Source organism: Arenimonas maotaiensis (genome assembly GCF_014638745.1).
In the GTDB taxonomy this organism is placed as follows: Bacteria; Pseudomonadota; Gammaproteobacteria; order Xanthomonadales; family Xanthomonadaceae; genus Arenimonas; species Arenimonas maotaiensis.
Genome location: NZ_BMFO01000005.1, coordinates 17,730 through 44,170 on the forward strand (window position 1 = coordinate 17,730; position 26,441 = coordinate 44,170).

The window sequence follows — 26,441 nt, forward strand, 5'->3', positions numbered from 1 at the left end:
TAGCGCGATTGCGGCGCGGTTGCCTGAACGTCTCAGCGGAAATCGAAGCGGAAGCCGGCGGCCTTGGCCGAGGTCTCCTGCAGCGCGATTTCGACCGAAACCGTCTGGCCGGGCTGGATTTCGGCGGCTTGGCCGGCGTTGAGGTATTCGGCCGGCGCGAAACGGCGCAGACCGACGGTTTCGCCGTCGATGCCGGTCAACGCGATTTCGATCTGCGGCCAGGGTTGCGGTCGGGCGGCGTCATTGCGGAAAGCCAGCTGCACCCGCAGCACGCCGGCCTGGCGCGGATCGGCGGCGACCGCCTGCTGCACCGGGGTGAACGCGTCCGGTTGCCGCCAGGCCGACAGCCGGCAGGACGCCAGCAGGCACAGGTGCTCGACCGCCGGCCGCCAGAACGCGCTACGTGCCAGACGCTCGCGTTCGGCGACGGCGATCTGCAACAGCAGGGCAAGCGCCAGAATGGCCGTGACGGCCGGCAGTCCGAACTTACGCGCGCCGGCGGCCATCGATGCGGACCCAATCCTCGCGCGCGGTCACCGTCAGGCCCTCGAAGTAGGGTTCGTAGGCGGCCAACACGTCGTCGGCCTGGCTTTGCAGGATGCCCGAAAGCGCGATCACGCCGGCGGCTTCGGTGCGCGCGGCCAGGGTATCGACCAAGGCGACCAGTGCCGTGGCCAGGATGTTGGCGACCACCACCGGATAGCGCCGCACCGGTTCGTCGGCCGGCAGGTAGACCTGCAGGCGGTCGCCGATGCCGTTGCGTTCGGCGTTGTCATGGCTGGCGGTCAGCGCCTGCGGGTCGTTGTCGACGCCGACCGCCGAGGCCGCGCCGAGCTTGAGCGCGGCCAAGGCCAGGATGCCGGAGCCGCAGCCGAAGTCGAGCACGTCCTTGCCACGCAGGTCGAGGCCGTCCAGCCAGTCCAGGCACAGCGCGGTGGTGGCGTGCGTGCCGGAGCCGAAGGCCAGACCCGGATCGAGCCGGATGATGACGCCGCCTTCTGCTTCGGCCGGCGCTTCGCTGTGCCAGGGCACGATCCACGTACGCGCACCGAAGCGCATCGGCCGGAACTGGTCGAGCCATGCGCGTTCCCAGTCCTGGTCCTCGACGGTGCGGAAGCTTGCCGTGCTCCAGTCGATGCCGCCGTCGTAGGCGTCCAGAGCGTGCAGCAGCAGGCCTTCGTGCGTGCCGTGCTCGAATAGCGCCAGCAGGATGATGTCGTTCCACAGCGGCGTCTCGCCGACGCCCGGTTCCAGGATGGCGCGTTCGTTTTCGGCGTCGGCGGCGTCCAGCAGGGACACGCTGAGCGCACCGAGTTCGGTCAGCGCGGTTTCCACCCGCGCTTCCTCGCTGGCCTTGCAGGCGATGGACAGTTCCAGGTACGGCATCAGCTCAGTCCGAGGCTCTTTTCCTTGCGTTCGGCCAGGCGCTTCTCCAGGTAGTGGATGTTGGTGCCGCCTTGGAAGAAGCCGGCGTCGGCCAGGATGCGCTGCTGCAGCGGCACGTTGGTCTTGATGCCGTCCACGATCATCTCCGACAGCGCGCAGCGCATGCGGTGGATGGCCTGCTCGCGGTCGTTGCCGTGCACGATCAGCTTGCCGATCATCGAATCGTAGTTCGGCGGCACCTTGTAGCCTTCGTAGATGTGCGAATCGACGCGCACGCCCGGGCCGCCCGGCGAATGGAAATGCTTGATCAGGCCGGGGCTGGGCAGGAAGCTGTCCGGGTCCTCGGCGTTGATGCGGCATTCGATGGCGTGGCCGCGGATGACGATGTCCTCCTGGCGCAGGCTGAGCTTATGGCCGGACGCGATCAACAGCTGCTCGCGCACCAGGTCGACGCCGGTGACCATTTCGGTGACCGGATGCTCGACCTGGATGCGGGTGTTCATCTCGATGAAGTAGAAGCGGCCGTTCTCGTACAGGAACTCGAAGGTGCCGGCGCCGCGGTAGCCGATGCGGATGCAGGCCTCGACGCAGACGCGGCCGATCTCGGCGCGCTGCTCGGGCGTGATGCCCGGCGCCGGGGCTTCCTCGACCACTTTCTGGTGCCGGCGTTGCATCGAGCAGTCGCGTTCGCCCAGATGGATGGCGTTGCCTTGGCCGTCGGACAGCACCTGGATCTCGATGTGGCGCGGGTTCTCCAGGAATTTCTCCATGTAGACCATGTCGTTGTTGAACGCGGCCTTGGCTTCCTGCTGGGTGGTGGTGATGGCGGTGACCAGCTGCTCGGCCTCGCGCACCACGCGCATGCCGCGGCCGCCGCCGCCGCCGGCGGCCTTGATGATGACCGGATAGCCGATTTCCTCGGCCATCTTCAGGTTGGCCAACGCGTCGTCGCCGAGCGGGCCGCCGGAGCCGGGCACGCACGGCACGCCGGCGTCCTTCATGGCGCGGATGGCTTCGACCTTGTCGCCCATCATGCGGATGACGTCGGCGGTCGGGCCGATGAACACGAAGCCGGAGGCCTCGGCGCGCTCGCAGAACGCGGCGTTCTCAGACAGGAAGCCGTAGCCGGGGTGGATGCCGTCGGCGTCGGTCACTTCCGCGGCGGCGATGATCGCCGGCACGTTCAGGTAGCTTTCGATCGACGGCGCCGGACCGATGCAGACCGACTCGTCGGCCATGGCCACGTGCTTGAGGTTGCGGTCGACCGTGGAGTGCACGGCCACCGTCTTGATGCCGAGCGCGCGGCAGGCGCGCAGGATGCGCAGCGCGATTTCCCCGCGGTTGGCGATGACGACTTTCTTCAGCATGACGGGCTTCCGGTCAGGAGATGATGAACATCACTTCGTCGAACTCGACCGCCTGGCCGGCCTCGACCAGGATGGCGGTGACGGTGCCGGAGACGTCGGCTTCGATCGGGTTGAACATCTTCATCGCCTCGATGATGCCGAGGGTGTCGCCGGCCTTCACGGTCTGGCCGACTTTCACGTACGGCGCGGCGTCCGGGCTCGGTGCGGCATAGAAGGTGCCGACCATCGGCGAGCGCACGGCGTGGCCGTCGACCGCGGATTTGGTCGACTTGCCGACCGATTCGGCCGACGGGCCCGGCACCGGCGCGGCGGCGCGCGGCGCGTCGGCCGCCGGGGCGGGCGCAGGCACATGATGCACCACCGGCGCGGGCGCGACCGACGTGCTGTGGCGGGCCAGGCGCACGGTCTCCTCGCCTTCCTTGATTTCCAGTTCGGACAGGCTGGATTTCTCCAGCAGTTCGATCAGGGCTTTGATTTTACGCAGATCCATAATGACCTCGGTTCGGGGCTCAGGGGGTGTCGGCGGCCGTGACGGGTAATTCCCGCATCAGCCGCGCCAGGCCGTAGCGGTAGCTGTCGGCGCCGAAGCCGCAGATGACCGCCAAGGCCAGATCGGAAAAATACGAGTGCCGGCGGAACGGTTCGCGCCGGTACGGGTTGGACAGGTGCGCCTCGACGAACGGCAGGCCGGTGGCGGCGAAGGCGTCGCGCAGCGCCACCGAGGTGTGGGTGAAGGCGGCCGGATTGATCAGGATGGCGTCGACGCCGGCGATCGGCGCCTGCTGCACTTTCTCCACCAGTTCGTGCTCGGCGTTGCTTTGGAAGCACTCCAATCGGTGGCCGGCGGCTTCGGCTTGGGTTTTCAGGCTATGATTGATGTCGGCCAGAGTCTCGCGGCCATAGATATCCGGCTCGCGCTGCCCCAGTAGATTCAAATTCGGTCCGTGCAAAACCCAAAACGTCGCCACAGCGCTCTCCCTCATCGGACGCGCAGTTTCGCAAACTTGGGTTGTTTTGTCCAGAAATTGCCGGAAAATGTCCGAAAATGAACGCTGTTTGATTTTTGTTAACAGCGCTCGGCCTTATTCCATGCCCTCGGCCAGCCAAGCGCGTAACTGGTCTTCACCGGCGAATACGCCGATATGCCGTTTCACCAAGCGGCCCTGCGGGTCGATCAATACCGTGAACGGCAATACGCCCCAGCCGTTGCCGAGCAGCACCGAGCTGTCGGCCGGGCCGGCCGGCTCGTGGTGCTGGCTGAAACGCACCGGGATGTCGGCCAGCAGGGTCTGCGCCGCCTCCGGCGACTCCAGCGCGATGCCGACCACCTCGAAACGGCCTTGGCTGCCGGCATGCACCGCATCCAGCCAGGGCATTTCCAGCCGGCACGGACCGCACCAGCTGGCCCAGTAGTTGATCACCTGCCAGCGGCCGGGCGTCGGCAAGCTGCGCGGCCGGCCGTCGAAGTCGTGTACGGTGAACGGCCGCACGGCATCGCCGGGCTGGGCGGCACCGCCCGGCGCCGGGTATTTCGGCGGCACGAAACGCGCGAACAGCGCCTGGCCGAGATCGGTGCGCAACAGCACGCCGGGGCCGGCGATGAACATGCCGAGCGCCAAGCCCAGCACGGCGGCGCCCAAGGCCGCCGCCAGCACCTTCAGCGGCTTCACGGCGTCAGCGCCTCGCGCATGATCTCGAAGGTCAGCAGCTGCGGCAGCTGCCGGCCGGGGCCGGGGCCTTTCGGATACACCACGTACAGCGGCACGCCAGGCGTCCGGTATTGGTCGAGGTAGGCGGTGATTTCCGGATCCTGGTTGGTCCAGTCGCCGACCAGATACACGGTGCCGGTGTCCTTCAGCAATTGCGTGAAGGCGTCGGTGTGCAGCACGGCCTTTTCGTTGACCTTGCAGGTGATGCACCAGTCGGCGGTCATGTCGACGAACACCGGCGTGCCGGCGGCGCGCAGTTCATCCAGTCGCTTGCGGCTGAAGGCCTCGTAGTTCGCGCCCTGCGCCGTCACGGCGCCGGCGCGCGGCGTTTCCTGCCGCAGCGCGAACGCGAAGCCGGCGGCGGCGATCAGGCCCAGCAGCAGCGCCACCGCCTTGGCTTTCGCGCTCGGTTGCAGCTTCTGGCGTTCGAACCACCACAGCGCGGCGCTCAGCGCGATGGCGGCGATCAACAGCAGCGCCAAGCCGTTCACGCCCTTCTGGTTGCCGAACACCCAAGCCAGCCAGACCGCGGTCAGGTACATCGGATAGGCCAGCCAGTGCTTGAGCGTATCCATCCACGCGCCGGGCTTGGGCAGGCGCGTGGCCAGTGCCGGCACGAAGCCGATCAGCAGGAACGGCAACGCCAGGCCCAGGCCGAGCGCCAGGAACACCGACAGCGCCAGCAGCCAGTGCGCGGTGAACGCGAACGCCAGCGCGCTGCCCATGAACGGCGCGGTGCAGGGGCTGGCCACCACCACCGCCAGCACGCCGGTGAAGAAATCCCCGGCCGGACCGGATTTCTCGGTCAACGACTGGCCCATGCCGGCGAAGCCCGAGCCCCAGTTGTACAGGCCCGACATCATCAGGCCGATGGCGAACATCAGCAGTGCCAGCGCGCCGACCACCACCGGCTGCTGCAGCTGGAAGCCCCAGCCCAGCGCCTCACCGGCGCTGCGCAGCGCCAATACCCCGGCGCCGAGCGCGGCGAAGCTGACCATCACGCCGGCGGTGTACCACAGCGCGTGGCTGCGGGCGTGCCCGGGCGTATTGGCCTTGGCCAGCGCCATGGCCTTGAACGACAGCACCGGCAACACGCAGGGCATCAGGTTCAGGATCAGCCCGCCGAGCAAGGCCAACAGCAGGGCCGGCAGCCAGCCCGTCAATCCAATCGATGCGGCCTCGGCGGTATCATCGCCGGCATCCGCCACCTGGCCGCCGGCGGGCACCGTCACCTCGATTTGGCGTTGCATCGGCGGATAGCACAGGCCGTTTTCCTTGCAGCCTTGGAAATCGGCGCGCACGGCGAGCGTGGCGGCGGCGGTATCGCGGCGTTGCAGCGGAAGGTCGAATTCGATTTGGCCGAAATACACCGGCACGGTGCCGAATTCGGGGTCGGGATACCACACCGGTTCCGGTAGCCGCGGTTTGCCGAGCGCGAGGGCGCCGGCGGCCGGCAGCGTGAACGCCAGCTTGTCGCGGTACAGGTAATAGCCTTCGGCCGGGGTCAGGCGCGCCATCAGGGTATCGGGCGCGCGCGCGGCCAACTCCACCTGGAACGCTTGGTCTTCCGGCAGCGCATCCGCGCCGGCGGGCTTCAGGCCGAGCGGGTCGGACGCGCCGGCCGCGGCGGCATCGGTCAGCGGCACGCGCACGCGTTTTTTCTGCGGCGGATAGCAGATGCCGATATCGGCGCAGCCTTGGTATTTCAGGGTGAATTCGACGTGATTCAAGCCTTGTGGATTGTCCAGCGCCAGCACGGCGGCCACTTCCTGGCGGTAGGTTTCGACATCGCCGAAGAATTCGTCGCGGTAAGCCTTGCCCGGCGGCAACTGCAGCGGCTGCAGGGTGATGCCGGCATTCGGCGCATCGGCGCCCATCCGGTGTTTGTACAGGTAATAGCCGTCGGCGATGCGCCAGCGCACCTCGATACGGCTTTCCGACAGCCGGGTCACCGATAGCGGGTAGGCGACGTCGATCGGCAGCAGGTCGTCGGGGCCGGCCGGCTGTGCCCGAACAGGGGCGGCGGCCAGCAACAGGAGGGCGAGCAGGGGCGCGAACAGGGAATTTTTCATCGGCAATCGGGCGGGTGATCGGTTCGCCGCGGGCCGCGGCCAAGGACAGCAGTCTAACCCAGCGCCGGTCCGTGCCGGGTGAATCCCGGTTCAGGCCGCCCGGCCGGCGCGCGCCGGCGGTGCCCCCTTGAAATCGGAAACGCCGGCCCTTAAATGGGAAAACAGCCCGAGCGGTCGGTTTTCGCGTAGAATTTGGCACTCTCTGCGGGTGAGTGCTAACCGCCCCGCTGGGTATTGACCTAACCCATTGTTTTAAAACACAAAGGTAACTTATGAACATCAAGCCTCTGTTTGACCGCGTTGTCATCAAACGCATGGAAGAAGAAAAAGTGTCCGCTGGCGGCATCGTCATTCCGGATTCGGCCACCGAAAAGCCGGTGAAAGGCGAAGTGTTGGCCGTGGGTGAAGGCAAGTCGCTGGACAACGGCAGCGTGCGCGCGCCGAAAGTCAAAGTGGGCGACAAGGTCCTGTTCGGCAAATACGCCGGCACCGAATTCAAGCTCGACGGCACCGAAATCCTGGTGGTCAAGGAAGACGACATCCTCGCCGTCCTCGGCTGATCCGCCGCCGCAATCCCGATCCGTACCACACAATAATTTTTTTGAGGAACTGAAACATGGCAGCTAAAGACATCCGCTTCGGCGAAGACGCCCGCGCCCGCATGGTGAAAGGCGTCAACATCCTGGCCAACGCCGTCAAGGCCACCCTCGGTCCGAAAGGCCGCAACGTCGTGCTCGACAAGAGCTTCGGCGCCCCGACCATCACCAAGGACGGCGTGTCCGTCGCCAAGGAAATCGAACTGGCCGACAAGTTCGAGAACATGGGCGCGCAGATGGTGAAGGAAGTCGCCAGCAAGACCGCCGACATCGCCGGCGACGGCACCACCACCGCCACCGTGCTGGCCCAGGCCATGATCCGCGAAGGCATGAAGGCCGTGGCCGCCGGCATGAACCCGATGGACCTGAAGCGCGGCATGGACAAGTCCGTGACCGCCGTGGTCGAGGAGCTGAAGAAGCTGTCCAAGCCCTGCGCCACCAGCAAGGAAATCGCCCAGGTCGGTTCGATCTCGGCCAACTCCGACCACAACATCGGCGAGCTGATCGCCAAGGCCATGGACAAGGTCGGCAAGGAAGGCGTGATCACCGTGGAAGAAGGTTCGGGCCTGGAGAACGAACTGGACGTGGTCGAAGGCATGCAGTTCGACCGCGGCTACCTGTCGCCGTACTTCGTCAACAACCAGCAGTCGATGTCGGCCGAACTGGATGATCCGTTCATCCTGCTGTTCGACAAGAAGATCTCCAACGTGCGCGACCTGCTGCCGGTGCTGGAAGCCGTGGCCAAGGCCGGCAAACCGCTGCTGATCGTGGCCGAGGAAGTGGAAGGCGAAGCCCTGGCCACGCTGGTGGTCAACACCATCCGCGGCATCGTCAAGGTCTGCGCCGTCAAGGCCCCGGGCTTCGGCGACCGCCGCAAGGCGATGCTGGAGGACATGGCCATCCTGACCGGCGGCACCGTGATCTCCGAGGAAGTCGGCCTGTCGCTCGACAAGGCCACCATCAAGGACCTCGGCCGCGCCAAGAAGGTGCAGGTCTCGAAGGAAAACACCACCATCATCGACGGCGCCGGCGAAGCCGACGGCATCCAGGCCCGCATCAAGCAGATCAAGGCCCAGATCGAGGAGACCTCGTCCGACTACGACCGCGAGAAGCTGCAGGAACGCGTGGCCAAGCTGGCCGGCGGCGTTGCGGTGATCAAGGTCGGCGCCGCCACCGAGGTCGAGATGAAGGAGAAGAAGGCCCGCGTCGAGGACGCGCTGCACGCCACCCGCGCTGCCGTTGAAGAAGGCATCGTGCCGGGCGGCGGCGTCGCGCTGATCCGCGCGCTGTCCACCGTCGGCAAGCTGAAAGGCGACAACGACGACCAGAACGTCGGCATCGCCCTGGCCCTGCGCGCCATGGAAGCCCCGCTGCGCGAAATCGTCACCAACGCCGGCGAAGAGCCGTCGGTGGTGCTGAACAAGGTCAAGGAAGGCACCGGCAATTTCGGCTACAACGCCGCCACCGGCGTGTACGGCGACATGGTTGAGATGGGCATCCTGGACCCGACCAAGGTCACCCGCACCGCGCTGCAGAACGCCAGCTCGATCGCCGGCCTGATGATCACCACCGAAGCGATGGTGACCGACGCGCCGAAGAAAGACGAGCCGATGATGCCGCCGGGCGGTGGCATGGGCGGCATGGGCGGCATGGATTTCTGATCCATCCCTTCCGCGTCACGCAAACGAAAACCCCGCCGAAAGGCGGGGTTTTTTTGCGGCCGGCTCAGGCCTTCATGGTGCCGGTGTCGAGCCAGCGCTGGTGCCAAGACAGCGCCTCCGGCAGCAGGTGCGGCGTGTGCTTGCCGTAGCTGTCGCGGCAGGCGCGCTCGAAGTAGTCCTGCAGCGCATCGCGGTAGTCCGGGTGCGCGCAGTGCGCGATGACCTGGCGCGCGCGCTGCTTGGGCGACAGTCCGCGCAGGTCGGCCAGGCCCTGTTCGGTGACGATCACCGCCACGTCGTGTTCGGTGTGGTCGACGTGGCTTACCATCGGCACGATCGAGGAGATGCTGCCGCCCTTGGCGGTGGAATTGCTGAGGAACGCCGACAGGAAACCGTTGCGCGCGAAGTCGCCGGAGCCGCCGATGCCGTTCATGATGCTGCTGCCCATCACGTGCGTGGAGTTGATGTTGCCGTACAGGTCGGCCTCGATCATGCCGTTCATGCCGATGCAACCGAGCCGCCGCACCATCTCCGGGTGGTTGGAGATCTCCTGCGTGCGCAGGATGATGCGCGAGCGGTAGAAATCCAGGTTCCGGCGGAATTCCTCGTTGGCGTCCGGGCTGAGCGCGAAACCGGTGCACGAGGCGTAACGCAGCACGCCGGACTGGAGCAGGTCGAGCATGCCGTCCTGGATCACCTCGGTGTAGGCTTCCAGACCGCGGAAGCCGCTGTCGGCCAGGCCGGCCAGCACCGCGTTCGGGATGTTGCCGACGCCCGACTGCAGCGGCAGCAGGTTGGCCGGCAGCCGGCCGCGCGCCACCTCGTGTTTGAGGAACTCGATCAGGTGTCCGGCGATGCGGCGGCTGTCGTCGTCGATCGGATTGAACGGGCTGTTGCGGTCGGGCGCGTCGGTCAGCACCACCGCCGCCACCTTGGCCGGATCGCAGCGCAGCGTGGTCTGGCCGATGCGCTCGTCGCCGCGCACCATCGGAATCGGCTTGCGCTCCGGCGGTAGCGCGGTGCCGTAGTAGATGTCGTGCATGCCGAGCATCTCGGGCAGCTGCCAGCGGTTGACTTCGATGACGACTTTCTTGGCCAGATCCAGCCAGGTCTTGTTGTTGCCGACCGAGGTGGTCGGCACCAGCGAGCCGTCCTCGAGGATCGCCGAAACCTCCACCACCGCGGTGTCGATGGCGTTGTAGAAGCCGAACCACACGTGCTGGGCCACATGCGAGAGATGGATGTCGAGGTAATCCAGCTTGCCGGCGTTGATGCGCTTGCGGGCGTTCGGATCGCTTTGGAACGGCATGCGCATGGCCAGCCCGTCCACCTGCGCCAGGGCGCCGTCCAGTTCGGGCGCGGTCGATGCGCCGGTCAGCAGGTTGATGCGGAAATCCTCGCCGCGCGCGTGCGCCCGATCGATATGCGCGGCCAACGCCTGCGGCACCGCTTTCGGATAGCCCGAGCCGGTGAAGCCGCTCATCGCCACGGTCTCGCCCGGCTGGATCAGGGCGGCGGCCTGTTCGGCCGACATCAGGCGGGCGCGCAGGCCGGGATGGAGGATGCGGTCTTCGGACATGGCGGTTCGTACTCAGAGCGAAAGCCCCATTATCCGGCGCACATCGCCCGCATTCAACGCCGGATGTGCGGAAACGCCAAACAATCGTCACTTTTCCGCAACCTGCCGTGCCTGCGGCTGTCATACAATGCCGTTATCGAAACCGGACCTTCCCGATGCGCTCCGTTCCCCTGCTGTTTGCCGTTTCCGCTTTGCTGGCGCCGACGCTTTCCGCGCAGGATGCGCCGCCGCCCGCACCCGTTGCTGCCGTGCCGTCCGCCAATGCGGTCGAAGTCAAGGGCATCTTGCCCGGTCCGGGTTTCTGGAAAGTCACCCGCGGCGGCAACACCGTGTGGATCCTGGCCTCGATCCGTCCGGTGCCGCGTGGCATGGAATGGGAAACCATCAAGCTCGAACGCAAGCTGGCCGATGCGCAGCTGTTGATCGGCGGCACCTCGGTCAAGCTCGACGCCGACATCGGCTTCTTCGGCAAGCTCGGCCTGGTGCCGTCGCTGTTGAAGGCGCGCCGCAACCCCGACGGCAAGACCCTGCAGCAGGTGCTGCCGCCGGAGACCTACGCGCGCTGGCTGACGCTGAAGGCGCGTTACATCGGCAACGACCGCGACATCGAACAGTGGCGTCCGATCTTCGCGGCGCAGGAACTGTACGAAAAAGCCATCCGCAAGGCCGGTCTGCGCAACGAAGGCATCGTCTGGCCGGAAGCCAAGGAATTGGCCGAGGACGCCGGCGTGCCGATCCGCCGTCCGGAAGTCCGGATCCGCATCAATGATCCGAAGCGCTTCATCAAGGAATTCAACCAGCGCGCGCTGAGCGACGTGGCCTGTTTCGAGAAGACCTTGGACAGCATCGAACGCGATGTGCGCTTCATGGCCGCGCGCGGCCGGGCCTGGGCCGAAGGCGACATGGCCGGCCTGCGCGCCATCCCGCTGACCGACACTTCCGGCGCCTGCATCGACGCCCTGGTCGGCTCCGGCATCGGCCAGAGCGCCGGCTTGGGTGATGCCCAGCGGCGCGCCCAAGAGGCTTGGCTGCAGGCCGTGGGCGGCGCCTTGGCAGAGCACCGCAACAGCGTGGCGGTGGCCAACATCGACGAATTGATGCGCCCCGGCGGCCTGTTGCAGCAGCTGCGCGCCCGCGGTTACGTCATCACCGAGCCCGACGCCCTGCCATAGGCAGCCATCGGCATCTGCGCTACCCTATGGCAAACCGCCTGATGGATTCCGCAGTGCCGCGCAACGACCGCCACCTCAGTACCCGTCTGCTCGCCCTGGATGCCCACAGCGCCGCCGGTCTGCTCGATCTCGAGCATCCGAACCTGGCCGCGCAGCAGCTGCTGGATTTGCCGCCGGCGCGCGCGATGGCGATCCTGCTGGCGCTGCCCGAAGACGTGCGCGAATCGGTGATGACCGCCTGTCCGACCGGTTCGGCCTGGCTACGCGCCGAGGCCTACGCGCCCGGCACCGTCGGCCACCAGCTGGAAGAGCCGGTGGCGGCGTTCCGCAAAGGCACCTCGGTGCAGATGGCGGTCGATCTGCTGCGCGAGCTGATGCCGCAGCGCGAACTGAACCAGGTCTATGTGGTCGATTCCGACAACCGCCTGCTCGGCACCGTGGCGTTCCGCGAACTGCTGTTCGCCGAGCGCGGCCAGACCCTCGACCAGATCATGCAACGCGACCCCTGCAGCCTGCGCCCGGAGTGGCCTCTGAGCGAAGCCATCGCGTCGCTGACGGTGCAGCCGGCGCTGACCTATCCGGTCTGCGACGCCGCCGGCATCCTGCTCGGCCAGGTGCACACGCACCGCCTGCACGAGCAGCTGGCGTTCGAGCTGTCCGGCCAACCCGGCTATCTGGTCGGCGTCGACCAGGACGAGCAGTGGGCCTCGTCCTGGCTGCGCAAGTTCCAGTTCCGCCAGCCCTGGCTGCAGATCCATCTGTTCATGCTGTTCGTGGTCGGCGCCATCGTCGCCAAGTTCCAGGTCAGCCTCGCGCAGGCCACGGTGCTGGCGCTGTTCCTGCCGGTACTGGCCGGCCTGTGCCGCAACATCGGCTCGCAATCCACGGCCTGCACGCTGCGTGGATTGAGCCTGTCCAACACCGCCCGGCACGTGCGCCGGCAGGTGCTGAAGGAAACCTGGCTCGGCCTGCTCAACGGTCTGCTGACCGGCGTGCTGGCCGGCACCGGCATGTTCATCGTGGCCTCGCGCCATCCCGAACAAGGCGATGCCTCGGGTCTCGCGGTCGTCACTGCCGCCGCCATGGCGCTCAGCTGCATGCTCGCCGGTTTTCTCGGCGCCGCCATGCCACTGCTGCTGCGCAAGCTCGGCTTCAATCCGGCGATGGCGGCCAGCCTGATGGTCTCGGCCCTGTCGGACATGATCAGCCTCGGCCTGTTCCTGTCGCTGGCGGTGGCGTTTGTCCTATAAGGTCTGTCCCGGTCCTTTGGCCGGCGCGCTTGCCGAATTGCCCGCCGACGATCCGCGCCATGCCGTCGTGGCGCGCTTGGCGCAGGTGTCCGATTTCGCCATCGAGGTCCTGGCGCAGCAACCGGAATTGCTGGCCGCGCTCGACCAGCCGTTGACGCCCCTGCAGCTACCCGAAGACCGCGAGCCGGAATGGCCGGCGCTGTTGCGCCGCTGGCGGCGCGCGCAGTCGTTGAAGTTGATCTGGCGCGACATCGCCGGCCTGGATACGGTCGAGCAGACCCTGGCCGGCAGCAGCTGGATCGCCGAGCAGGCGCTCGGCACCGGTTTTAACGCGCTGCTCAACGCCATGCGCCGCGTGCACGGCACCGTGCGTAGCGAGGACGGCGGCGAACAGCATATGGTGGTGCTCGGCTTAGGCAAGCTCGGCGGCGGCGAGCTGAACTTCTCCTCCGACGTCGATCTGGTGTACGCCTTCACCGACCACGGCCACAGCGACGGCGAGCGGCCGTTGCCTGCCGAGACCTACTTCACGCGCCTGGGCCAACGCCTGGCCAATCTGCTGGACGAGGTCACCGCCGACGGCTTCTGCCACCGCGTCGACCTGCGCCTACGGCCGTTCGGCGCCAGCGGCCGCCTGCTGTTGTCGTTCAACGGCATGGAGCAGTATTTCCAGAGCGCCGGCCGCGATTGGGAGCGCTACGCCTGGCTGAAGGCGCGCCCGGTCGCCGGCGATGTGGCCGCAGGCGAGCGCCTGCTGGCGTTGCTGCGGCCGTTCGTGTTCCGGCGCTATCTCGACTTCACCGCCATCGACGGCCTGCGCGAGATGAAGGCCAAGATCGCGGCCGAGGTCCGCCGGCGCGAAATCGCCGACGACCTCAAGCTCGGCCGCGGCGGCATCCGCGAAATCGAATTTTACGTGCAGGCGCTGCAGATCATCTATGGCGGCCGCAATCCGGCACTGCAACGCAAGGGTCTGTTGGAAAGCCTGGCGGCGTTGGTCGAGGCGCGGTTGCTGCCGGCCGACGACGCCAGCCGTCTACGCGCGGCCTATCTGTTCCTGCGCCGGTTGGAAAACCGGGTGCAGATGCTGCGCGACGCCCAGGTGCATGCCTTGCCGGAGGATCCGGATGCGCGCGCGCGCATCGCCGCCGGTTTGGGCTATGCCGTGGTCCCGGCGCTGTCGGCCGAGCTCGAGGTGCACCGCGACGCGGTCGAGCGCCTGTTCGCCGGTCTGCTCGGCGATTCCGACGGCGCGGATGACGGCGGCGACCTCCCGTCGTCGTCGGCCGCCGATCTGGCGGCACTCGGCTACGCGGACGCCACGCAGCATGCCGAGCGCCTGCAGGCCCTGCTCGATGCCGGCGCCGAGGCCATGGCCGACCGCTCCCGGCAGCGACTGCAGCGCGTTACCGGCGCGTTCGTGCGCGCCTGCGCCGCCGCCGCCGATCCCGACGCCTGCCTCGGCCATGCCGTGGCCTTCCTGCAGGCCACGCTGAAGCGCAGCAGCTACATCGCCCTGCTCGACGAGCAGCCCAGCTCCCTGCAGCGCATGGTGCAGGTGTTCGAGCGCAGCCCGTGGATGGCGCGGCGCATGATCGAACACCCGATGCTGCTCGACGAACTGCTGGACGCGCGCGTCATCGGCCGCCGGCTCGACGCCGACGCCTTGCCGGGCCAGGTCGCGGCGGTGCTGGCGGCGCATGCCGGCGACGCCGAGGCGGCGATGCTGGCCTTGAACGAGTTCAAGCTCAGCACCGGGTTCCGCATCGCCTACCATTTCCTGTTCCTCGATCTCGGCGCGGTCGCCGCCAGCCGCCTGCTGACCCGTCTGGCCGAATGCGTGCTGGACGCCTGCAACCGGGTGGCGGCCGAGGAACTGCGGCGCCAGCACGGCATCATCCCCGGTGCCGCATTCGCGGCGATCGGGTACGGCAGCCTCGGTGCCGGCGGTCTGGCGTTCAACTCCGATCTCGATCTGGTGTTCCTGAACCGCGGTGGCGACGCCGCCGCCAGCGACGGCGCGCGTCCGCTCGACGCCGGCCGCTTCTTCATGCGTCAGGCGCAGAAACTGATCGCGCTGCTCGGCCTGAACACGCCGGCCGGCAGCCTGTACGAGGTCGACATCCGCCTGCGTCCGGACGGCGCCAAGGGCCTGCTGGTGAGTACGCTCGACAGTTTCGCGCAGTACCAGCGCGAGCGCGCCTGGATCTGGGAGCTGCAGGCCCTGGTGCGGGCGCGCGCCGTGGCCGGCGATGCCGGACTGTGCGCCGGCTTCGAGACCTTGCGGCACGAGCTATTGTGCCGGTCGCGTCCGGCCGATGGTCTGCGCGCCGAAATCATCGCCATGCGCCGGCGCATGCGCGCCGAGCTCGACCGCAGCGGCGAGGACCGCATCGACCTCAAGCACGGCCGCGGCGCGCAGACCGATATCGAGTTCTTCCTGCAGTATGCGGTGCTGGCGCATGCATCCGCGTATCCGGTGCTGGCCGATGCGCGTGACAGCCTCGACATCCTGCAGGCACTGGCGCAGGCCGGCCTGTTGCCTGCGGAGGACGCCGGCGCCTTGGCCGAAGCGGTCGAGCGCCTGCAGCATGTCGGCCTCTGCTGCCATCTGGCCGAGCGCGCGCGGGTGGTGGCGGCCGATGCCGCGCTGTCGGCGTTGTGCGCACGCACCGCGCGGATCCTGGCATCACGGGGCCTTGACTTCGATTGATGCATCATCCCGCTCGTGGAACGATATTTTCTATTGTTCCGCTTACTCCCGATGCCGGCCTCCGCTACCATGTCTTCCATCGCGGACCGTCCCGCGCACCCGATTCCACAGGAGAACGTCATGTCCCACGCCCTGAACGCCGCCGCGCTCGACCAGCTGTTCGGCGCCGCCCGCACCCACAACGTCTGGCTCGACAAGCCGGTGTCCGATGAACTGCTGCACGCCATCTACGAGCAGGTGAAGTGGGGCCCGACCGCGGCCAACACCACGCCGGCCCGCTTCGTGTTCGTCAAATCGCCGGAAGCCAAGGCCAAGCTGGCCCCGGCCCTGGACGAAGGCAACCGCGCCAAGACCCTGCAGGCGCCGGTCAACGTCATCGTCGCCACCGATTTCGCGTTCTACGAGCAACTGCCCAAGCTGTTTCCGCACACCGACGCGCGCAGCTGGTTCGCCGGCAACCAGCCGCTGATCGAAACCGCCGCCGTGCGCAACGGCAACCTGCAGGGCGGCTATTTCATCCTGGCCGCGCGCGCCATGGGCCTGGACTGCGGTCCGATGTCCGGCTTCAACAACGCCATGGTCGACGAGGCCTTCTTCCAGGGCACCACCTGGAAGTCGAACTTCCTGATCAACCTGGGCTACGGCGACGCCGAGAAGCTGTTCCCGCGCAATCCGCGGCTGGACTTCGACGAAGCCTGCCGTATCCTGTAATCCATCCCGCCATTCCGAGGAATCCATCATCATGAAACGTCTCGTCCTGATCGCCCTGGCCGCCGCCGCCTTCGCGTCGCCGGCATTCGCCGCCAAATACGAAATCGACCCGACCCACACCCAGGTGCAGTTCGGCTACAACCACTTCGGCTTCTCCAACATCACCGGCCGCTTCGACCAGGTCACCGGCCAGTTCGAGCTCGACACCGCCAATCTGGGCAAATCCAGCATCGCGATCGAGATCCCGGTGTCCTCGATCACCACCGGCGTCGACAAGCTCGACCAGCATCTGCTGGGCGCCGACTTCTTCGACGCCGCCAAGTACCCGACCGCGACCTTCAAGAGCAAGATGGTGCACGTGGCCGGTCCGAAGGACCTGCATCTGATGGGCGACCTGACCATCCACGGCGTGACCAAGCCGGTCACCTTCGCGGTCAAGGTCAACGGTATCGGCGAGCACCCGATGCGCAAGGTGCCGGCCGCCGGCTTCGACGCCACCACGGTGATCAAGCGTTCCGACTTCGGCCTGGGTGCCTACGTGCCGGCGGTCAGCGACGAAGTGACCCTGCGCATCACGCTCGAGGCGTTCCAGCCCAAGCCGTAAGCGCCGCGCAACGCCCGGTGAAACCGCAAAACCCGCTCCGGCGGGTTTTGTTTTGCTGATTTTCCGGCCCGTGCGCGGTAAAATGGCGGCTCGAACCATCGGAGCCCGCCATGACCGCCAATGCCGCCAATACGCCGAAAGACACCGTGATCGAAGTGCGTCGCGCGCAGCTGCCGCTGACCTGCCCGACTCCGGACATGGCGCTGTGGAACCAGCATCCGAAAGTGTCCATTCCGATCGAGGCCAACGGCCAGGCCACCTGCCCGTATTGCGGCGCGCGCTACCGTCTGGCGGATTGACTCAGTACGGGCTGCGCCCGTCCGGCTGGCGCTTGAAGCGCGCGTGCAGCCACAGATACTGTTCCGGACAACGCCGGATGAAGCCCTCGAACAGCGCCATGAGGCGCGCCGTGTCGGCCGTGGCGTCTTGCCCCGGGAAATCCGTCAGCGCCTCGCCGATCTCCAGTTCGTAACCGCCGTCCGCGCGGCGCCGGTGGAAGAACGGCAGCACCGCGGCGCCGCTGAGCTTGGCCAATTGATGCGTCGAGGTCAGGCTCCAGGCCGGCCGGCCGAAGAACGGCACGAACACGCTGTCGCCACGCCGGGTTTCCTGGTCGGGCGCGAACCACAGGATGCCGCCGGCTTTCAGATGCCGCAGCACCGCCCGCAGTTCCTCGCGCGGGAACATGGCATGCGTGTAGCGGCTGCGGCCGGCGCGCACGCTCCACTCCAGCGCGGCGTCCTCGAACGGCCGGTAGGTGCCCGCCACCGGCGCGTGCCGGCCGAGAATCTTGACGCAGTACTCCAGCGTCATCAGATGCGCCGACACCAGCAGCACGCCCTTGCCGCGCGCCTGCGCGGCCTGCAGATGATCCAGGCCGACGATCGGCGTGTCGCGGTCGGTCGGACGCAGCTCGCCCCACCAGCCGCGCGCGAATTCGAACAGCGAGAACGCCAGCGAGTCGAAACTGGCGCGCCACAGCGCGCGTTGCGCGCGCGCGTCCAGCTCGGGAAAGCACAGCCGGATGTTGACGCGCGCGATGTGGCCGCGTTCGCGCATCAGCAGCCGCATCAACGGCGAGAGCAGGCGCGACAGCGGCCGGTAGCAGGCCCAGGGCAGTTGCGCCACGGCGCGGCCGGCGGCAATCAGCAGCCAGGACGGCAGATGCCGTAGCAGGGCGGGGCGGGCGGATTCGGGCGGCAAGGGCGGTGTCCGGTGCGGTATGCTGTGGCCAATGGCTTCCTTATCTTATCCCATCGTTCCGCGCCTGTTGTACGGCGCGCTGCTGTTGCCGGCTCTGCCGCTGTTGACGCTGCATCTGCTGTGGCGTTCGCTGCGGCAGCCGGCGTACCGGAATTTCTTCGACGAGCGCCTGGGCCGCCACCGTCGCTCGGCCGCGCGGCCGATCTGGCTGCACGCCGCTTCGCTCGGTGAGGTGCAGGCGGCTGCGCCGTTGTTGGCCGCGTTGCGCGCGGAGCATGCCGGCGTGCCGATCTGGGTCACCTGCCAGACACCGGCCGGCAGACAGGCGGCCGAGGCGTTGGCCTTGGCCGATTGCACGGTCGCCTATCTGCCGTTCGATGCCGGATTCTGCGTGCGCGCGTTCCTGCGTCGCGTGCGGCCGCGCGTCGCGCTGGTGCTGGAAACCGAAATCTGGCCGACGCTGTTCCTGCAGGTGCGCCGCGCCGGCATTCCGTTGCTGATGCTGAACGCGCGCATCACCGAGCGCTCGTTGCGGCGCTACCGGCGGCTCGCCATCTTCCGCCATGCCCTGGCGTTGCCGGAGGCCATCGCCTGCCAAAGCGCGGCCGATGCCGAACGCTTCCGTGCCGCTGGCGCCTTGGATGCCGCGCTGTCGGTCACCGGCAACCTGAAATGGGATCGGCCGGCGCCGCCGGCCGTGGCGGCGCGCGCCGATTGGCCGCAGACGCCGGTGTGGATGGCGGCCAGCACCCATCCCGACGAGGAGCCGGTGGTGCTGGCGGCGCATCGTCGCCTGTTGCGCGAGTTCCCTGAGGCTCTGCTGCTATGGGCGCCACGCCACGTCGAACGTTTCGAACCGGTGGCGCAGACGGTGCAGAACGCCGGACTGGCCCTGCGACGACGTTCGCGGGACGCGTTGCCGGACGCCGATACGCGCGTGTTCCTGATCGATACCCACGGCGAATTGGCCGGTTTCATGCCCGGCAGCGACCTGGTGTTCGTCGGCGGCAGCCTGCAGGCCATCGGCGGCCATAACGTATTGGAGCCGGCCGGCTTCGGTCTGCCGGTGCTGGTCGGGCCGCATACCGCGCATTTCAGCGACAGCGTGGCCGCGCTGCAGGCCGTCGGTGGCCTGTTGCAGGTGCCGGACGCCGAGGCCCTGGCGGTCCAGATCGCCGCGCTACTGCGCGATCCGACACGGCGTGCGGCCATGGGCCGCGCGAACGCGGACTGCGTCGCCGCCAGCCGCGGCGCGCTGGAAAAAACAAAGGCGCTGGTTGCCCAGCGCCTTGTCGGAGGCGGTTGAAACCGGAGCCGGTTACTGGATCTTGCTTTCGGCGTCGAAACTCAGCAGCGCGTTGATCGATTCCATGTCGCCGAGTTCCAGCGAGCCGGCGGCCTGCTTCAGCTTCAGGGTGTTGACCAGATAATTGTGGCGCGCACGCGAGTACTCGCGAGTGGCGGTGAACAGCTGCTGCTGCGCCAACAGCACGTCGACGATGGTGCGGGTACCCACTTCCAGACCGACTTCGCCGGCTTCCAGCGCCGACTTGGCCGAGACCACGGCCAGACGCCGGGCTTCGACTTCGGCCAGACCGGCGACCAAGGTACGTTCGGCATTGCGCACCTGACGGGTCACGGCGCGCTTGGTCTGCTCCAGCTGCTCGGCCGCGATGTCGCGCGAGGCCACGGCCTGCTTGACCCGCGATTGGGTGGCGAAACCGCTGAAGATCGGCACGCGCAGCTGCACGCCGTAGGTGGTCGAATTCGAATCGGTGGTCGAGAACGGACCGGCGGCGCCGCTGATCAGGGTGCTGTCGCCTTTGCTGATGGTGGCGCCCAGCGTCGGCAGATGGGCGGCGCGGGCCGAGGCGATGTCGTCCTCGGCGGCGGCCAAGGCCAGTTCGCGCGCCTTCACCGTCGGGTTGGTGCGCAGGGCTTCCTGCACCCATTCTTCGGTGCCGCGCAGGGCTTCACCCTTCGGCTGGAAATTGTCCGGCAGGCCTTTCAGGCCCTCTGCTGGCTGGCCGGTGATTTCCGCCAGCGCTTCGCGCGCGTCGTTCAGCGCGTTGCCGGCCAGGATGGTGTTGGCGCGCGAGGAATCGTAGCGCGCGCGGGCCTCATGCACGTCGGTGATCGGCGCCAGGCCGACTTCCAGGCGCTTCTCGGCCTGGTCCAGCTGGCGCTTGACGGCGCGCTCCTCGGCGCGCGAGGCGGCCAGCGCGTCGATCGCGGTCAACACGTTGAAGTAGGCTTCGGCGACGCGGGTGATCAGCGCGTCGTTGGCCGAGTCCAGCTCGGCGTCGGACTGCAGCGCGCGGGCCTTGCTGCCGGACAGCCGGGTGTACACGCTCCAGTCGAACAGGTTCTGGCTGAGGCTGAGGTTGGTGTTGCGCGAGCTGCTGCTGCTGTCGAAGGTGTCGCCGTTGTTCAGCGTGCCGCCGTTCTCGTTGCGGTTGACGCTGACGGTGCCGCTCAGTTGCGGCAGCAGGTTGGCGCGCGACTGCACCACGTTTTCCTTGGCGATGCTGTTCTGCGACTCGCTGATCGACAGGGTCGGGTCGCTCTGGCGCGCCTGCGTGTACGACTGCATCAGGTCGGCGGCGAAGGCCGACGGGCAGGACAGGGCCAGGGCGGTGGCCAACGCCAACGGGGTCGCTTTCATACGCATGCGGAATTCCTTCATCAGAGGGCGAACTTTTCGACGGGTTCAGCGCCCGCCAGGTAGGGTATGTCGGTTTCGAAGATGCTGTCGGTGCGGAAAGCGTCGCGCTCGCGGGTGATGCGCACCGTTTCCTGCACCGGCGACAGGCCGCGGACCAGCACCAGTCGGCCGCCGTCGCGTAGCCAATGGCCGAACGCGTCCGGCGCTTCGGCCACCGCGCCGGTGACCAGGATCGCGTCGAACTGCTGGTTGGGCCGGAAAGCCATGGCGTCGGCCTGCTCGAAGCGCACGTTGTTGAGGTCGAGCGCGGCCAGCTTGGCTTTCGCCGCGTCCAGGAAATCGGCATGGCGGTCGATGCTGGTGACCGCGCGCGCCAGGGTGGCGACGCAGGCGGTCAGGAAGCCCGAGCCGGTGCCGATCACCAGCACCTCGTCGTTCGGCTGCAATTCCAGGGCCTGCAGCAGGCGGCCTTCCAGCACCGGCTTGAGCATGCGCTCGCCGTGGCCGATCGGCAGGGCGGTGTCGGCGAAGGCCAAGGCCTTGTGCAGCTCGGGCACGAAGCGCTCACGCGGCACCGCGGCCAGCGCGCCCAGCACCCGCATGTCGGTCACGTCCCAGGGACGGATCTGCTGTTCGATCATGGCGTGGCGGGCGGTTTCGATGTTCAGGGTCATGGCGGGGTCCTCGGCAGAACGCTTATTGTAAGCCGTTTGCCTGTATGCGGTAAGTGATTATGCGGTCCGGCGCCGGCCGCGCCACGTGCCGGAAGTCATTGCGCGCGCCCGCTGCCCGGCCGATAGGCGGCGATGAACAGGGCGACCACCTCGCGCACGTGGGCCTCGCGCGCCGCCCGGTCCGGCGGCGGACACAGGCCCATCAGCACGCGCATGTAGATCAGGCCCTTGAGCAGGCAGAAGAAATGCTCCGCGGCCAGGTCCGGCTTCGGGATGTCAAGCGCGCCGCTACGGCCGGCATGTTCGAGGAAATGGCGCATTTCGGCCAACATGCGCGCCGGACCGACCTTGAAATACAGCTCGGCGTTGCCGGTGTCCATGCCGCTCTGGCGCACGATCATGCGGTGCAGGCTGATGGCTTTTTCGTCCAGCGCCAGCTCCAGGAAGCCGATGCCGATGGCGCCCAGCGCCTGCTCGATGTCCAGGCCCGGCGCCGGCTGGAAGCTGCTGGCCGGCAGCTGCTGTTCGCAGCAGTCGATCACCGCCTGGGTGAACAGGTCCTCTTTGTCGGTGAAGTGGCTGTACAGCGTGAGTTTCGAGACCTTCGCGCGCTCGGCGATTTCCATCATGCTGACCCCGGCGAAGCCCTTGGACGGGAACAGCTCGGCGGCGGCCTGCAGGATGGCCTGGCGTTTTTCCGGGTCTTTCGGTCGGCCCAATGCGGGCTTTTGGCGGGGCGTCATGCGGGTATTCCGGTAGCGGTCGAATTTAGTGTACCGATGGGTACACTATGATGATACCATACCGGCCAGTTCATTAATTACAGGCCATCCCATGCGTCCCGTCCGCCCGCTGCGTTCCGTCCTCGGCTTTCTGCTGTTATCGGCCCTGGTGGCGTGTTCGCCCAAGCCCGAGCCGGACGCCCGGCGCTTGGTACTGGTGACCCAGCCGCAGGCCGATGGCGCCGGCGCGCAGGTGTTCGCCGGCGAAGTGCGCGCCCGCGAAGAGGTCAATCTGTCGTTCCGCGTGTCCGGCAAGATCGCCGAGCGCCTGGTGGATGCCGGCGCCCGCGTCCGCGCCGGACAGCTACTCGCCCGCCTGGACGCCGCCGACCTGGAGCTGCAGCGCCAAGGCGCTGATGCCGCCCTGCAGGCCTTGAAGGCCGACCGTGATCTGGCCGCCGCCGAACTGACGCGTTACCGCGACCTGGCGGCCCAGCAGCTGGTGTCGAAATCCTTGTACGACAGCAAGAAGGCGCAGGCCGACGCCGCCCAGTCGCGTTACCGGCAGGCCGCGGCGCAGGCCGGGTTGAACGCCAACCAGGCCGGGTATGCGAGCATCCGGGCGCCGGGCGCCGGCGTCGTCAGCCAGCAATTGGCCGAAGCCGGACAGGTGGTGTCCGCCGGCCAGCCGGTGTTCACCTTCGCCCGTGACGGCGCCCGCGAGATCGCCATCCATGTCGCCGAGCGCCATCTGCCGGCCTTGCGTGTCGGCCGTCCAGCCAGCATCGAGCTCTGGACCCGGCCGGGCGTCCGTTACCCGGGCACGGTGCGTGAAATCGCCGGCGCCGCCGATCCGCTGACCCGCACCTACGCCGTGCGCGTCGCGCTCGACGATTCCGCCGCCGACGTGCATCTGGGCCAAAGCGCGCGCGTGCTGATGGCCGATGCCGAGGGCGCGGCGCTGACCGTACCGCTGTCGGCGCTGACCGAAAACGCCGGCAAGCCCGCGGTCTGGGTGCTGTCGACGGACGGCCGTCTGCGCAAGCGCGGCGTGCAGGTGCTGCGCTACGGCGCGCGCACGGCCGACATCGGTAGCGGCCTCGGCCAGAACGAATGGGTCGTGCAGGCCGGCGTGCATCTGCTGCGCGAGGGCGAAGCGGTGCGCGCGGTCGACGCCGACAACCGGCCGGTACGCATGGGAGCCGCGCGGTGAGCGTCAATCTGTCCGCTTGGGCTATCCGCAACCGGACGCTGGTCCGCTACGCCATGCTGGTGCTGGCGCTGGTCGGCATCTTCAGCTACCAGAAGCTCGGCCAATCCGAAGATCCGCCGTTCACCTTCAAGGTGATGGTGGTGCGCACCTTCTGGCCCGGCGCCACCGCCGAGGAAGTCAGCAAGCAGGTCACCGACCGCATCGAGAAGAAGCTGCTGGAGACCGGCCAGTACGAATACGTGCGTTCGTATTCCAAGGCCGGCGAATCGATGATCATGTTCATGGCGCGCGATTCGCTGACCTCCGACAAGGTGCCCGAGCTCTGGTACCAGATCCGCAAGAAAGTCGGCGACATCCGCGCCACGCTGCCGCAGGGCGTGCAGGGTCCGTTCTTCAACGACGAGTTCGGCGACACCTACGGCAACATCTACGCGCTCAGCGGCGACGGTTTCGATTACGCCACGCTCAAGGATTACGCCGAGCGCATCGAGCTCGAACTGCACCGGGTGCCGGACGTGGCCAAGGTCGAGCTGGTCGGTCTGCAGGACGAGAAGATCTGGATCGAGCTGTCGAACACCAAGCTGGCCACGCTCGGGCTGTCGCTGAACCAGGTACAGCAGGCCATCGAGGCGCAGAACTCGGTGAACTCCAGCAGCTTCTTCGAGACCGAGACCGACCGCGTGCAGCTGCGCGTCAGCGGCGCGTTCGGTTCGGTCGAGGACATCCGCGATTTCCCGGTGCGCGCCGGCGGCCGTAGCTTCCGTCTGGGCGACATCGCCGAGATCCAGCGCGGATTCGCCGACCCGGCCGCGCCGCGCATGCGTTTCATGGGCAAGGACGGCATCGGCATCGCGGTCTCGATGCGCAAGGGCGGCGATATCATCGCGCTCGGCCAGCGCCTGGAGACCGAATTCCAGCGCCTGCAGGGCACCCTGCCGGCCGGCATCCGGTTGGAGAAGGTGTCCGACCAGCCGGCGGCGGTGAAGTTCTCGGTGCGCGAGTTCGTGCGCGTGCTGGCCGAGGCCGTCATCATCGTGCTGTTGGTCAGCTTCTTCTCGCTTGGCAAGCGCCCGGGCCTGGTGGTGGCGCTGTCCATTCCGCTGGTGCTGGCGATGACCTTCGCCGCCATGTATTTCTTCGGCATCGGCCTGCATAAGATCTCGCTCGGCGCGCTGATCCTGGCGCTCGGCCTGCTGGTCGACGACGCCATCATCGCGGTCGAGATGATGGCGATCAAGATGGAGCAGGGCTTCGACCGGCTGTCGGCCGCGTCCTTCGCCTACACCAGTACCGCGTTCCCGATGCTGACCGGTACTCTGATCACCGCGGCCGGCTTTTTGCCGATCGCCACCGCCAACTCCAACACCGGCGAATACACGCGCTCCATCTTCCAGGTGGTGACCATCGCGCTGCTGCTGAGCTGGATCGCGGCGGTGATCTTCATTCCGTTCCTGGGTTACCGGCTGCTTCCCGAATCGCATGCCGCCGGCCATGGGCCGCGCATGGCGCGCTTGAAGCAGCGGTTGGCCGCGCGCCTGCCGGCGCGCATGCAGGACTGGTTGGCCGATGGCCCGCCACCGGCCGATCCCTATGCCACGCCGTTCTACCGCCAGCTCCGGCAGTGGGTCGATTGGTGCCTGCAACACCGGCGCACGGTGCTGCTGGCGACCGCCGGCGCGTTCGTGGTCTCGGTGCTGCTGTTCCGTTTCGTGCCGCAGCAGTTCTTTCCGGCCTCCACGCGTCTGGAATTGATGGTCGACCTCGAGCTGGCCGAGGGCGCCTCGCTGAAGGACACCCAACGCGTGGCCGAACGGTTGGAGGCCGAACTGGCCAAGCGCGCCGACCTGGTCAATTACGTCGGCCACGTCGGCGCCGGCTCGCCGCGCTTCTACCTGCCGCTCGACCAGAAGCTGCCGCAGGCCAACTTCGCCCAGTTCGTCATCCTGACCAAGGACATCGAATCGCGCGAGGCGGTCCGCCGCTGGCTGATCGGGCTGATGGAGCATAAGTTCCCGGACGTGCAGTCGCGCGTGGCGCGTCTGGAGAACGGACCGCCGGTGGGCTATCCGGTGCAGTTCCGGGTATCCGGCGAGCACATCGACGAGGTCAAGCGTCTGGCCCGCGAGATCGCCGACCGGGTGCGCGCCAACCCGCACATCGCCAACGTCAATCTGGATTGGGACGAGCCCAGCAAGATCGTGCGCTTGAACGTCGATCAGGACCGCGCCCGCGCGCTCGGCGTCACCTCGGCGCATCTGACGGCGTTTTTGCGCGGATCGCTGTCCGGCACCACGGTCAGCACCTACCGCGAGGGCAACGAGCTGATCGAGATCCTGCTGCGCGGCCCGGCCGAAGAGCGCGTCGCCCTCGACCGCCTCGACAGCCTGTCGGTGCCGGTCGACTCCGGCGCCAGCGTACCGCTCTCGCAGATCGCCACGCTCGAGTACACGCTGGAGGACGGCATCATCTGGCACCGCAACCGGCTGCCGACCATCACCGTGCGCGCCGACATCTACGACGAGACCACGCCGCCGACGGTGACCGCCCAGATCCTGCCGACCCTGGAGCCGATCCGGGCCGCGTTGCCGCCCGGCTATCTGCTGGAAACCGGCGGTACGGTGGAGGATTCCGCACGCGGCTCGAAATCGGTCGCCGCCGGCATGCCGCTGTTCCTGCTGGTGGTGATGACCCTGCTGATGCTGCAGCTCAAGAGCTTCCGCCGTGCATTCATGGTGCTGCTCACCGCGCCGCTCGGCCTGATCGGCGTGACCGCGTTCCTGCTGGTGTTCCGCGTGCCGTTCGGCTTCGTGGCCATGCTCGGCACCATCGCGCTGTCCGGCATGATCATGCGCAACTCGGTGATCCTGGTCGACCAGATCGACCACGACATCGCGCATGGCAGCGCGCCATACGACGCCATCCTGGACGCCACCGTGCGCCGCTTCCGGCCGATCGTGCTGACCGCGCTGGCGGCGGTGCTGGCGATGATCCCGCTGTCGCGCAGCGCCTTCTTCGGGCCGATGGCGACCGCCATCATGGGCGGCCTGATCGTGGCCACCTTGCTGACCGTGTTCTTCCTGCCGGCGCTTTATGCGGCCTGGTTCAAGATCCGCCCGGACAGTCCGGCCAAGGCGATGGCTTGAA

The 26,441-nt window shown here is 67.6% G+C and carries 23 protein-coding genes; 11 read left to right on the forward strand and 12 right to left on the reverse strand.

Annotated features, from left to right (window positions below; translation table 11 throughout):
* Positions 1 to 32 precede the first annotated feature (32 nt).
* The 7 genes from IEV56_RS09885 to IEV56_RS09915 all read right to left on the reverse strand — a co-directional run bounded on the left by IEV56_RS09885 (position 33) and on the right by IEV56_RS09915 (position 6,534).
* Positions 33 to 506: a DUF3426 domain-containing protein gene (locus IEV56_RS09885; protein WP_188450201.1), complete on the reverse strand. Its 474-nt coding sequence runs from the start codon at positions 504 to 506 to the stop codon at positions 33 to 35.
* Entirely contained in the window at positions 487 to 1,386 is a 900-nt protein-coding gene (prmA, locus tag IEV56_RS09890) for a 50S ribosomal protein L11 methyltransferase (RefSeq protein WP_188450202.1), read from the reverse strand. The genes IEV56_RS09885 and prmA overlap by 20 nt, the downstream gene beginning before the upstream one ends.
* The gene (gene accC / locus IEV56_RS09895) at positions 1,386 to 2,753 is read right to left on the reverse strand and encodes an acetyl-CoA carboxylase biotin carboxylase subunit (protein WP_188450203.1); all 1,368 of its coding nucleotides are present in this window, start codon (positions 2,751 to 2,753) and stop codon (positions 1,386 to 1,388) included. Before accC ends, prmA begins: the two co-directional genes overlap by 1 nt.
* Before the next feature lie 13 nt (positions 2,754 to 2,766).
* Positions 2,767 to 3,243, reverse strand: coding sequence for an acetyl-CoA carboxylase biotin carboxyl carrier protein (gene accB, locus IEV56_RS09900; protein WP_188450204.1), 477 nt, complete (start codon positions 3,241 to 3,243; stop codon positions 2,767 to 2,769).
* Positions 3,244 to 3,262: 19 nt separating this feature from the next.
* The gene (aroQ, locus tag IEV56_RS09905; protein ID WP_188450205.1) at positions 3,263 to 3,721 is read right to left on the reverse strand and encodes a type II 3-dehydroquinate dehydratase; all 459 of its coding nucleotides are present in this window, start codon (positions 3,719 to 3,721) and stop codon (positions 3,263 to 3,265) included.
* A gap of 114 nt (positions 3,722 to 3,835) precedes the next feature.
* On the reverse strand, positions 3,836 to 4,423 hold the full coding sequence (locus IEV56_RS09910) for a TlpA family protein disulfide reductase (protein ID WP_188450206.1): 588 nt from the start codon (positions 4,421 to 4,423) through the stop codon (positions 3,836 to 3,838).
* On the reverse strand, positions 4,420 to 6,534 hold the full coding sequence (locus IEV56_RS09915; protein WP_188450207.1) for a protein-disulfide reductase DsbD family protein: 2,115 nt from the start codon (positions 6,532 to 6,534) through the stop codon (positions 4,420 to 4,422). Before IEV56_RS09915 ends, IEV56_RS09910 begins: the two co-directional genes overlap by 4 nt.
* A gap of 272 nt (positions 6,535 to 6,806) precedes the next feature.
* Between IEV56_RS09915 and groES the strand changes: the two genes are divergently transcribed.
* A complete protein-coding gene (gene groES, locus IEV56_RS09920) occupies positions 6,807 to 7,094 on the forward strand; it encodes a co-chaperone GroES (protein ID WP_188450208.1) in 288 nt (95 codons plus the stop codon).
* Between the two features lie 56 nt (positions 7,095 to 7,150).
* The gene (gene groL, locus IEV56_RS09925; protein ID WP_188450209.1) at positions 7,151 to 8,791 is read left to right on the forward strand and encodes a chaperonin GroEL; all 1,641 of its coding nucleotides are present in this window, start codon (positions 7,151 to 7,153) and stop codon (positions 8,789 to 8,791) included.
* Positions 8,792 to 8,855: 64 nt separating this feature from the next.
* Here the strand turns inward: groL and scpC are convergent, their stop codons facing one another.
* The gene (gene scpC / locus IEV56_RS09930) at positions 8,856 to 10,370 is read right to left on the reverse strand and encodes a succinyl-CoA:acetate CoA-transferase ScpC (RefSeq protein WP_188450210.1); all 1,515 of its coding nucleotides are present in this window, start codon (positions 10,368 to 10,370) and stop codon (positions 8,856 to 8,858) included.
* A 155-nt stretch (positions 10,371 to 10,525) separates the two neighbouring features.
* Here scpC and IEV56_RS09935 point away from each other — a divergent pair, with 155 nt between their 5' ends.
* The 6 genes from IEV56_RS09935 (at position 10,526) to IEV56_RS09960 (ending at position 17,119) form a co-directional block, all read left to right on the forward strand.
* Positions 10,526 to 11,542 (forward strand): TraB/GumN family protein, encoded by a 1,017-nt coding sequence (locus IEV56_RS09935; protein WP_188450211.1) that lies wholly within the window; start codon positions 10,526 to 10,528, stop codon positions 11,540 to 11,542.
* A gap of 26 nt (positions 11,543 to 11,568) precedes the next feature.
* Positions 11,569 to 12,792, forward strand: coding sequence for a magnesium transporter (locus tag IEV56_RS09940; RefSeq protein ID WP_188450212.1), 1,224 nt, complete (start codon positions 11,569 to 11,571; stop codon positions 12,790 to 12,792).
* A 37-nt stretch (positions 12,793 to 12,829) separates the two neighbouring features.
* On the forward strand, positions 12,830 to 15,505 hold the full coding sequence (gene glnE, locus IEV56_RS09945; RefSeq protein WP_188450213.1) for a bifunctional [glutamate--ammonia ligase]-adenylyl-L-tyrosine phosphorylase/[glutamate--ammonia-ligase] adenylyltransferase: 2,676 nt from the start codon (positions 12,830 to 12,832) through the stop codon (positions 15,503 to 15,505).
* Positions 15,506 to 15,625: 120 nt separating this feature from the next.
* Entirely contained in the window at positions 15,626 to 16,216 is a 591-nt protein-coding gene (locus IEV56_RS09950; RefSeq protein WP_188450214.1) for a malonic semialdehyde reductase, read from the forward strand.
* Positions 16,217 to 16,247: 31 nt separating this feature from the next.
* Positions 16,248 to 16,820 carry a YceI family protein gene (locus IEV56_RS09955; protein ID WP_188450215.1) on the forward strand — a complete coding sequence of 191 codons (573 nt, stop codon included), beginning with the start codon at positions 16,248 to 16,250 and terminating at the stop codon, positions 16,818 to 16,820.
* Positions 16,821 to 16,930: 110 nt separating this feature from the next.
* Entirely contained in the window at positions 16,931 to 17,119 is a 189-nt protein-coding gene (locus IEV56_RS09960; RefSeq protein ID WP_188450216.1) for a zinc-finger domain-containing protein, read from the forward strand.
* 1 nt (position 17,120) lies between these two features.
* On the opposite strand, the gene IEV56_RS09965 is transcribed toward IEV56_RS09960, so the two are convergent.
* The gene (locus IEV56_RS09965) at positions 17,121 to 18,023 is read right to left on the reverse strand and encodes an LpxL/LpxP family acyltransferase (RefSeq protein WP_188450217.1); all 903 of its coding nucleotides are present in this window, start codon (positions 18,021 to 18,023) and stop codon (positions 17,121 to 17,123) included.
* Positions 18,024 to 18,054: 31 nt separating this feature from the next.
* Between IEV56_RS09965 and IEV56_RS09970 the strand changes: the two genes are divergently transcribed.
* On the forward strand, positions 18,055 to 19,329 hold the full coding sequence (locus IEV56_RS09970; protein ID WP_188450218.1) for a 3-deoxy-D-manno-octulosonic acid transferase: 1,275 nt from the start codon (positions 18,055 to 18,057) through the stop codon (positions 19,327 to 19,329).
* 12 nt (positions 19,330 to 19,341) lie between these two features.
* Here the strand turns inward: IEV56_RS09970 and IEV56_RS09975 are convergent, their stop codons facing one another.
* From IEV56_RS09975 to IEV56_RS09985, 3 genes are all read right to left on the reverse strand, one after another.
* Positions 19,342 to 20,694 carry a TolC family outer membrane protein gene (locus IEV56_RS09975; RefSeq protein ID WP_229730247.1) on the reverse strand — a complete coding sequence of 451 codons (1,353 nt, stop codon included), beginning with the start codon at positions 20,692 to 20,694 and terminating at the stop codon, positions 19,342 to 19,344.
* 14 nt (positions 20,695 to 20,708) lie between these two features.
* Positions 20,709 to 21,362 carry a protein-L-isoaspartate O-methyltransferase family protein gene (locus IEV56_RS09980; protein ID WP_188450219.1) on the reverse strand — a complete coding sequence of 218 codons (654 nt, stop codon included), beginning with the start codon at positions 21,360 to 21,362 and terminating at the stop codon, positions 20,709 to 20,711.
* A 95-nt stretch (positions 21,363 to 21,457) separates the two neighbouring features.
* Positions 21,458 to 22,105 (reverse strand): TetR/AcrR family transcriptional regulator, encoded by a 648-nt coding sequence (locus IEV56_RS09985; RefSeq protein WP_188450220.1) that lies wholly within the window; start codon positions 22,103 to 22,105, stop codon positions 21,458 to 21,460.
* 91 nt (positions 22,106 to 22,196) lie between these two features.
* On the opposite strand from IEV56_RS09985, the gene IEV56_RS09990 reads away from it, so the two are divergent.
* Both IEV56_RS09990 and IEV56_RS09995 read left to right on the forward strand, forming a co-directional pair.
* Complete coding sequence (locus tag IEV56_RS09990; protein WP_188450221.1) at positions 22,197 to 23,297, forward strand: efflux RND transporter periplasmic adaptor subunit; 1,101 nt, start codon at positions 22,197 to 22,199, stop codon at positions 23,295 to 23,297.
* Positions 23,298 to 23,350: 53 nt separating this feature from the next.
* On the forward strand, positions 23,351 to 26,440 hold the full coding sequence (locus IEV56_RS09995) for an efflux RND transporter permease subunit (protein ID WP_425488577.1): 3,090 nt from the start codon (positions 23,351 to 23,353) through the stop codon (positions 26,438 to 26,440).
* The last annotated feature ends 1 nt before the right edge of the window (position 26,441 follow it).

What these genes read in the sequence shown, in the direction of transcription:
- IEV56_RS09885 (WP_188450201.1), bottom strand. Translation starts at nt 506, where the DNA reads ATGGCCGCCGGCGCGCGTAAGTTCGGACTGCCGGCCGTCACGGCCATT.
- prmA (WP_188450202.1), bottom strand. Translation starts at nt 1,386, where the DNA reads ATGCCGTACCTGGAACTGTCCATCGCCTGCAAGGCCAGCGAGGAAGCG.
- accC (WP_188450203.1), bottom strand. Translation starts at nt 2,753, where the DNA reads ATGCTGAAGAAAGTCGTCATCGCCAACCGCGGGGAAATCGCGCTGCGC.
- accB (WP_188450204.1), bottom strand. Translation starts at nt 3,243, where the DNA reads ATGGATCTGCGTAAAATCAAAGCCCTGATCGAACTGCTGGAGAAATCC.
- IEV56_RS09915 (WP_188450207.1), bottom strand. Translation starts at nt 6,534, where the DNA reads ATGAAAAATTCCCTGTTCGCGCCCCTGCTCGCCCTCCTGTTGCTGGCC.
- groES (WP_188450208.1), top strand. Translation starts at nt 6,807, where the DNA reads ATGAACATCAAGCCTCTGTTTGACCGCGTTGTCATCAAACGCATGGAA.
- groL (WP_188450209.1), top strand. Translation starts at nt 7,151, where the DNA reads ATGGCAGCTAAAGACATCCGCTTCGGCGAAGACGCCCGCGCCCGCATG.
- scpC (WP_188450210.1), bottom strand. Translation starts at nt 10,370, where the DNA reads ATGTCCGAAGACCGCATCCTCCATCCCGGCCTGCGCGCCCGCCTGATG.
- IEV56_RS09935 (WP_188450211.1), top strand. Translation starts at nt 10,526, where the DNA reads ATGCGCTCCGTTCCCCTGCTGTTTGCCGTTTCCGCTTTGCTGGCGCCG.
- IEV56_RS09940 (WP_188450212.1), top strand. Translation starts at nt 11,569, where the DNA reads ATGGCAAACCGCCTGATGGATTCCGCAGTGCCGCGCAACGACCGCCAC.
- IEV56_RS09950 (WP_188450214.1), top strand. Translation starts at nt 15,626, where the DNA reads ATGTCCCACGCCCTGAACGCCGCCGCGCTCGACCAGCTGTTCGGCGCC.
- IEV56_RS09955 (WP_188450215.1), top strand. Translation starts at nt 16,248, where the DNA reads ATGAAACGTCTCGTCCTGATCGCCCTGGCCGCCGCCGCCTTCGCGTCG.
- IEV56_RS09960 (WP_188450216.1), top strand. Translation starts at nt 16,931, where the DNA reads ATGACCGCCAATGCCGCCAATACGCCGAAAGACACCGTGATCGAAGTG.
- IEV56_RS09970 (WP_188450218.1), top strand. Translation starts at nt 18,055, where the DNA reads ATGGCTTCCTTATCTTATCCCATCGTTCCGCGCCTGTTGTACGGCGCG.
- IEV56_RS09975 (WP_229730247.1), bottom strand. Translation starts at nt 20,694, where the DNA reads ATGCGTATGAAAGCGACCCCGTTGGCGTTGGCCACCGCCCTGGCCCTG.
- IEV56_RS09980 (WP_188450219.1), bottom strand. Translation starts at nt 21,362, where the DNA reads ATGACCCTGAACATCGAAACCGCCCGCCACGCCATGATCGAACAGCAG.
- IEV56_RS09985 (WP_188450220.1), bottom strand. Translation starts at nt 22,105, where the DNA reads ATGACGCCCCGCCAAAAGCCCGCATTGGGCCGACCGAAAGACCCGGAA.
- IEV56_RS09990 (WP_188450221.1), top strand. Translation starts at nt 22,197, where the DNA reads ATGCGTCCCGTCCGCCCGCTGCGTTCCGTCCTCGGCTTTCTGCTGTTA.
- IEV56_RS09995 (WP_425488577.1), top strand. Translation starts at nt 23,351, where the DNA reads ATGCTGGTGCTGGCGCTGGTCGGCATCTTCAGCTACCAGAAGCTCGGC.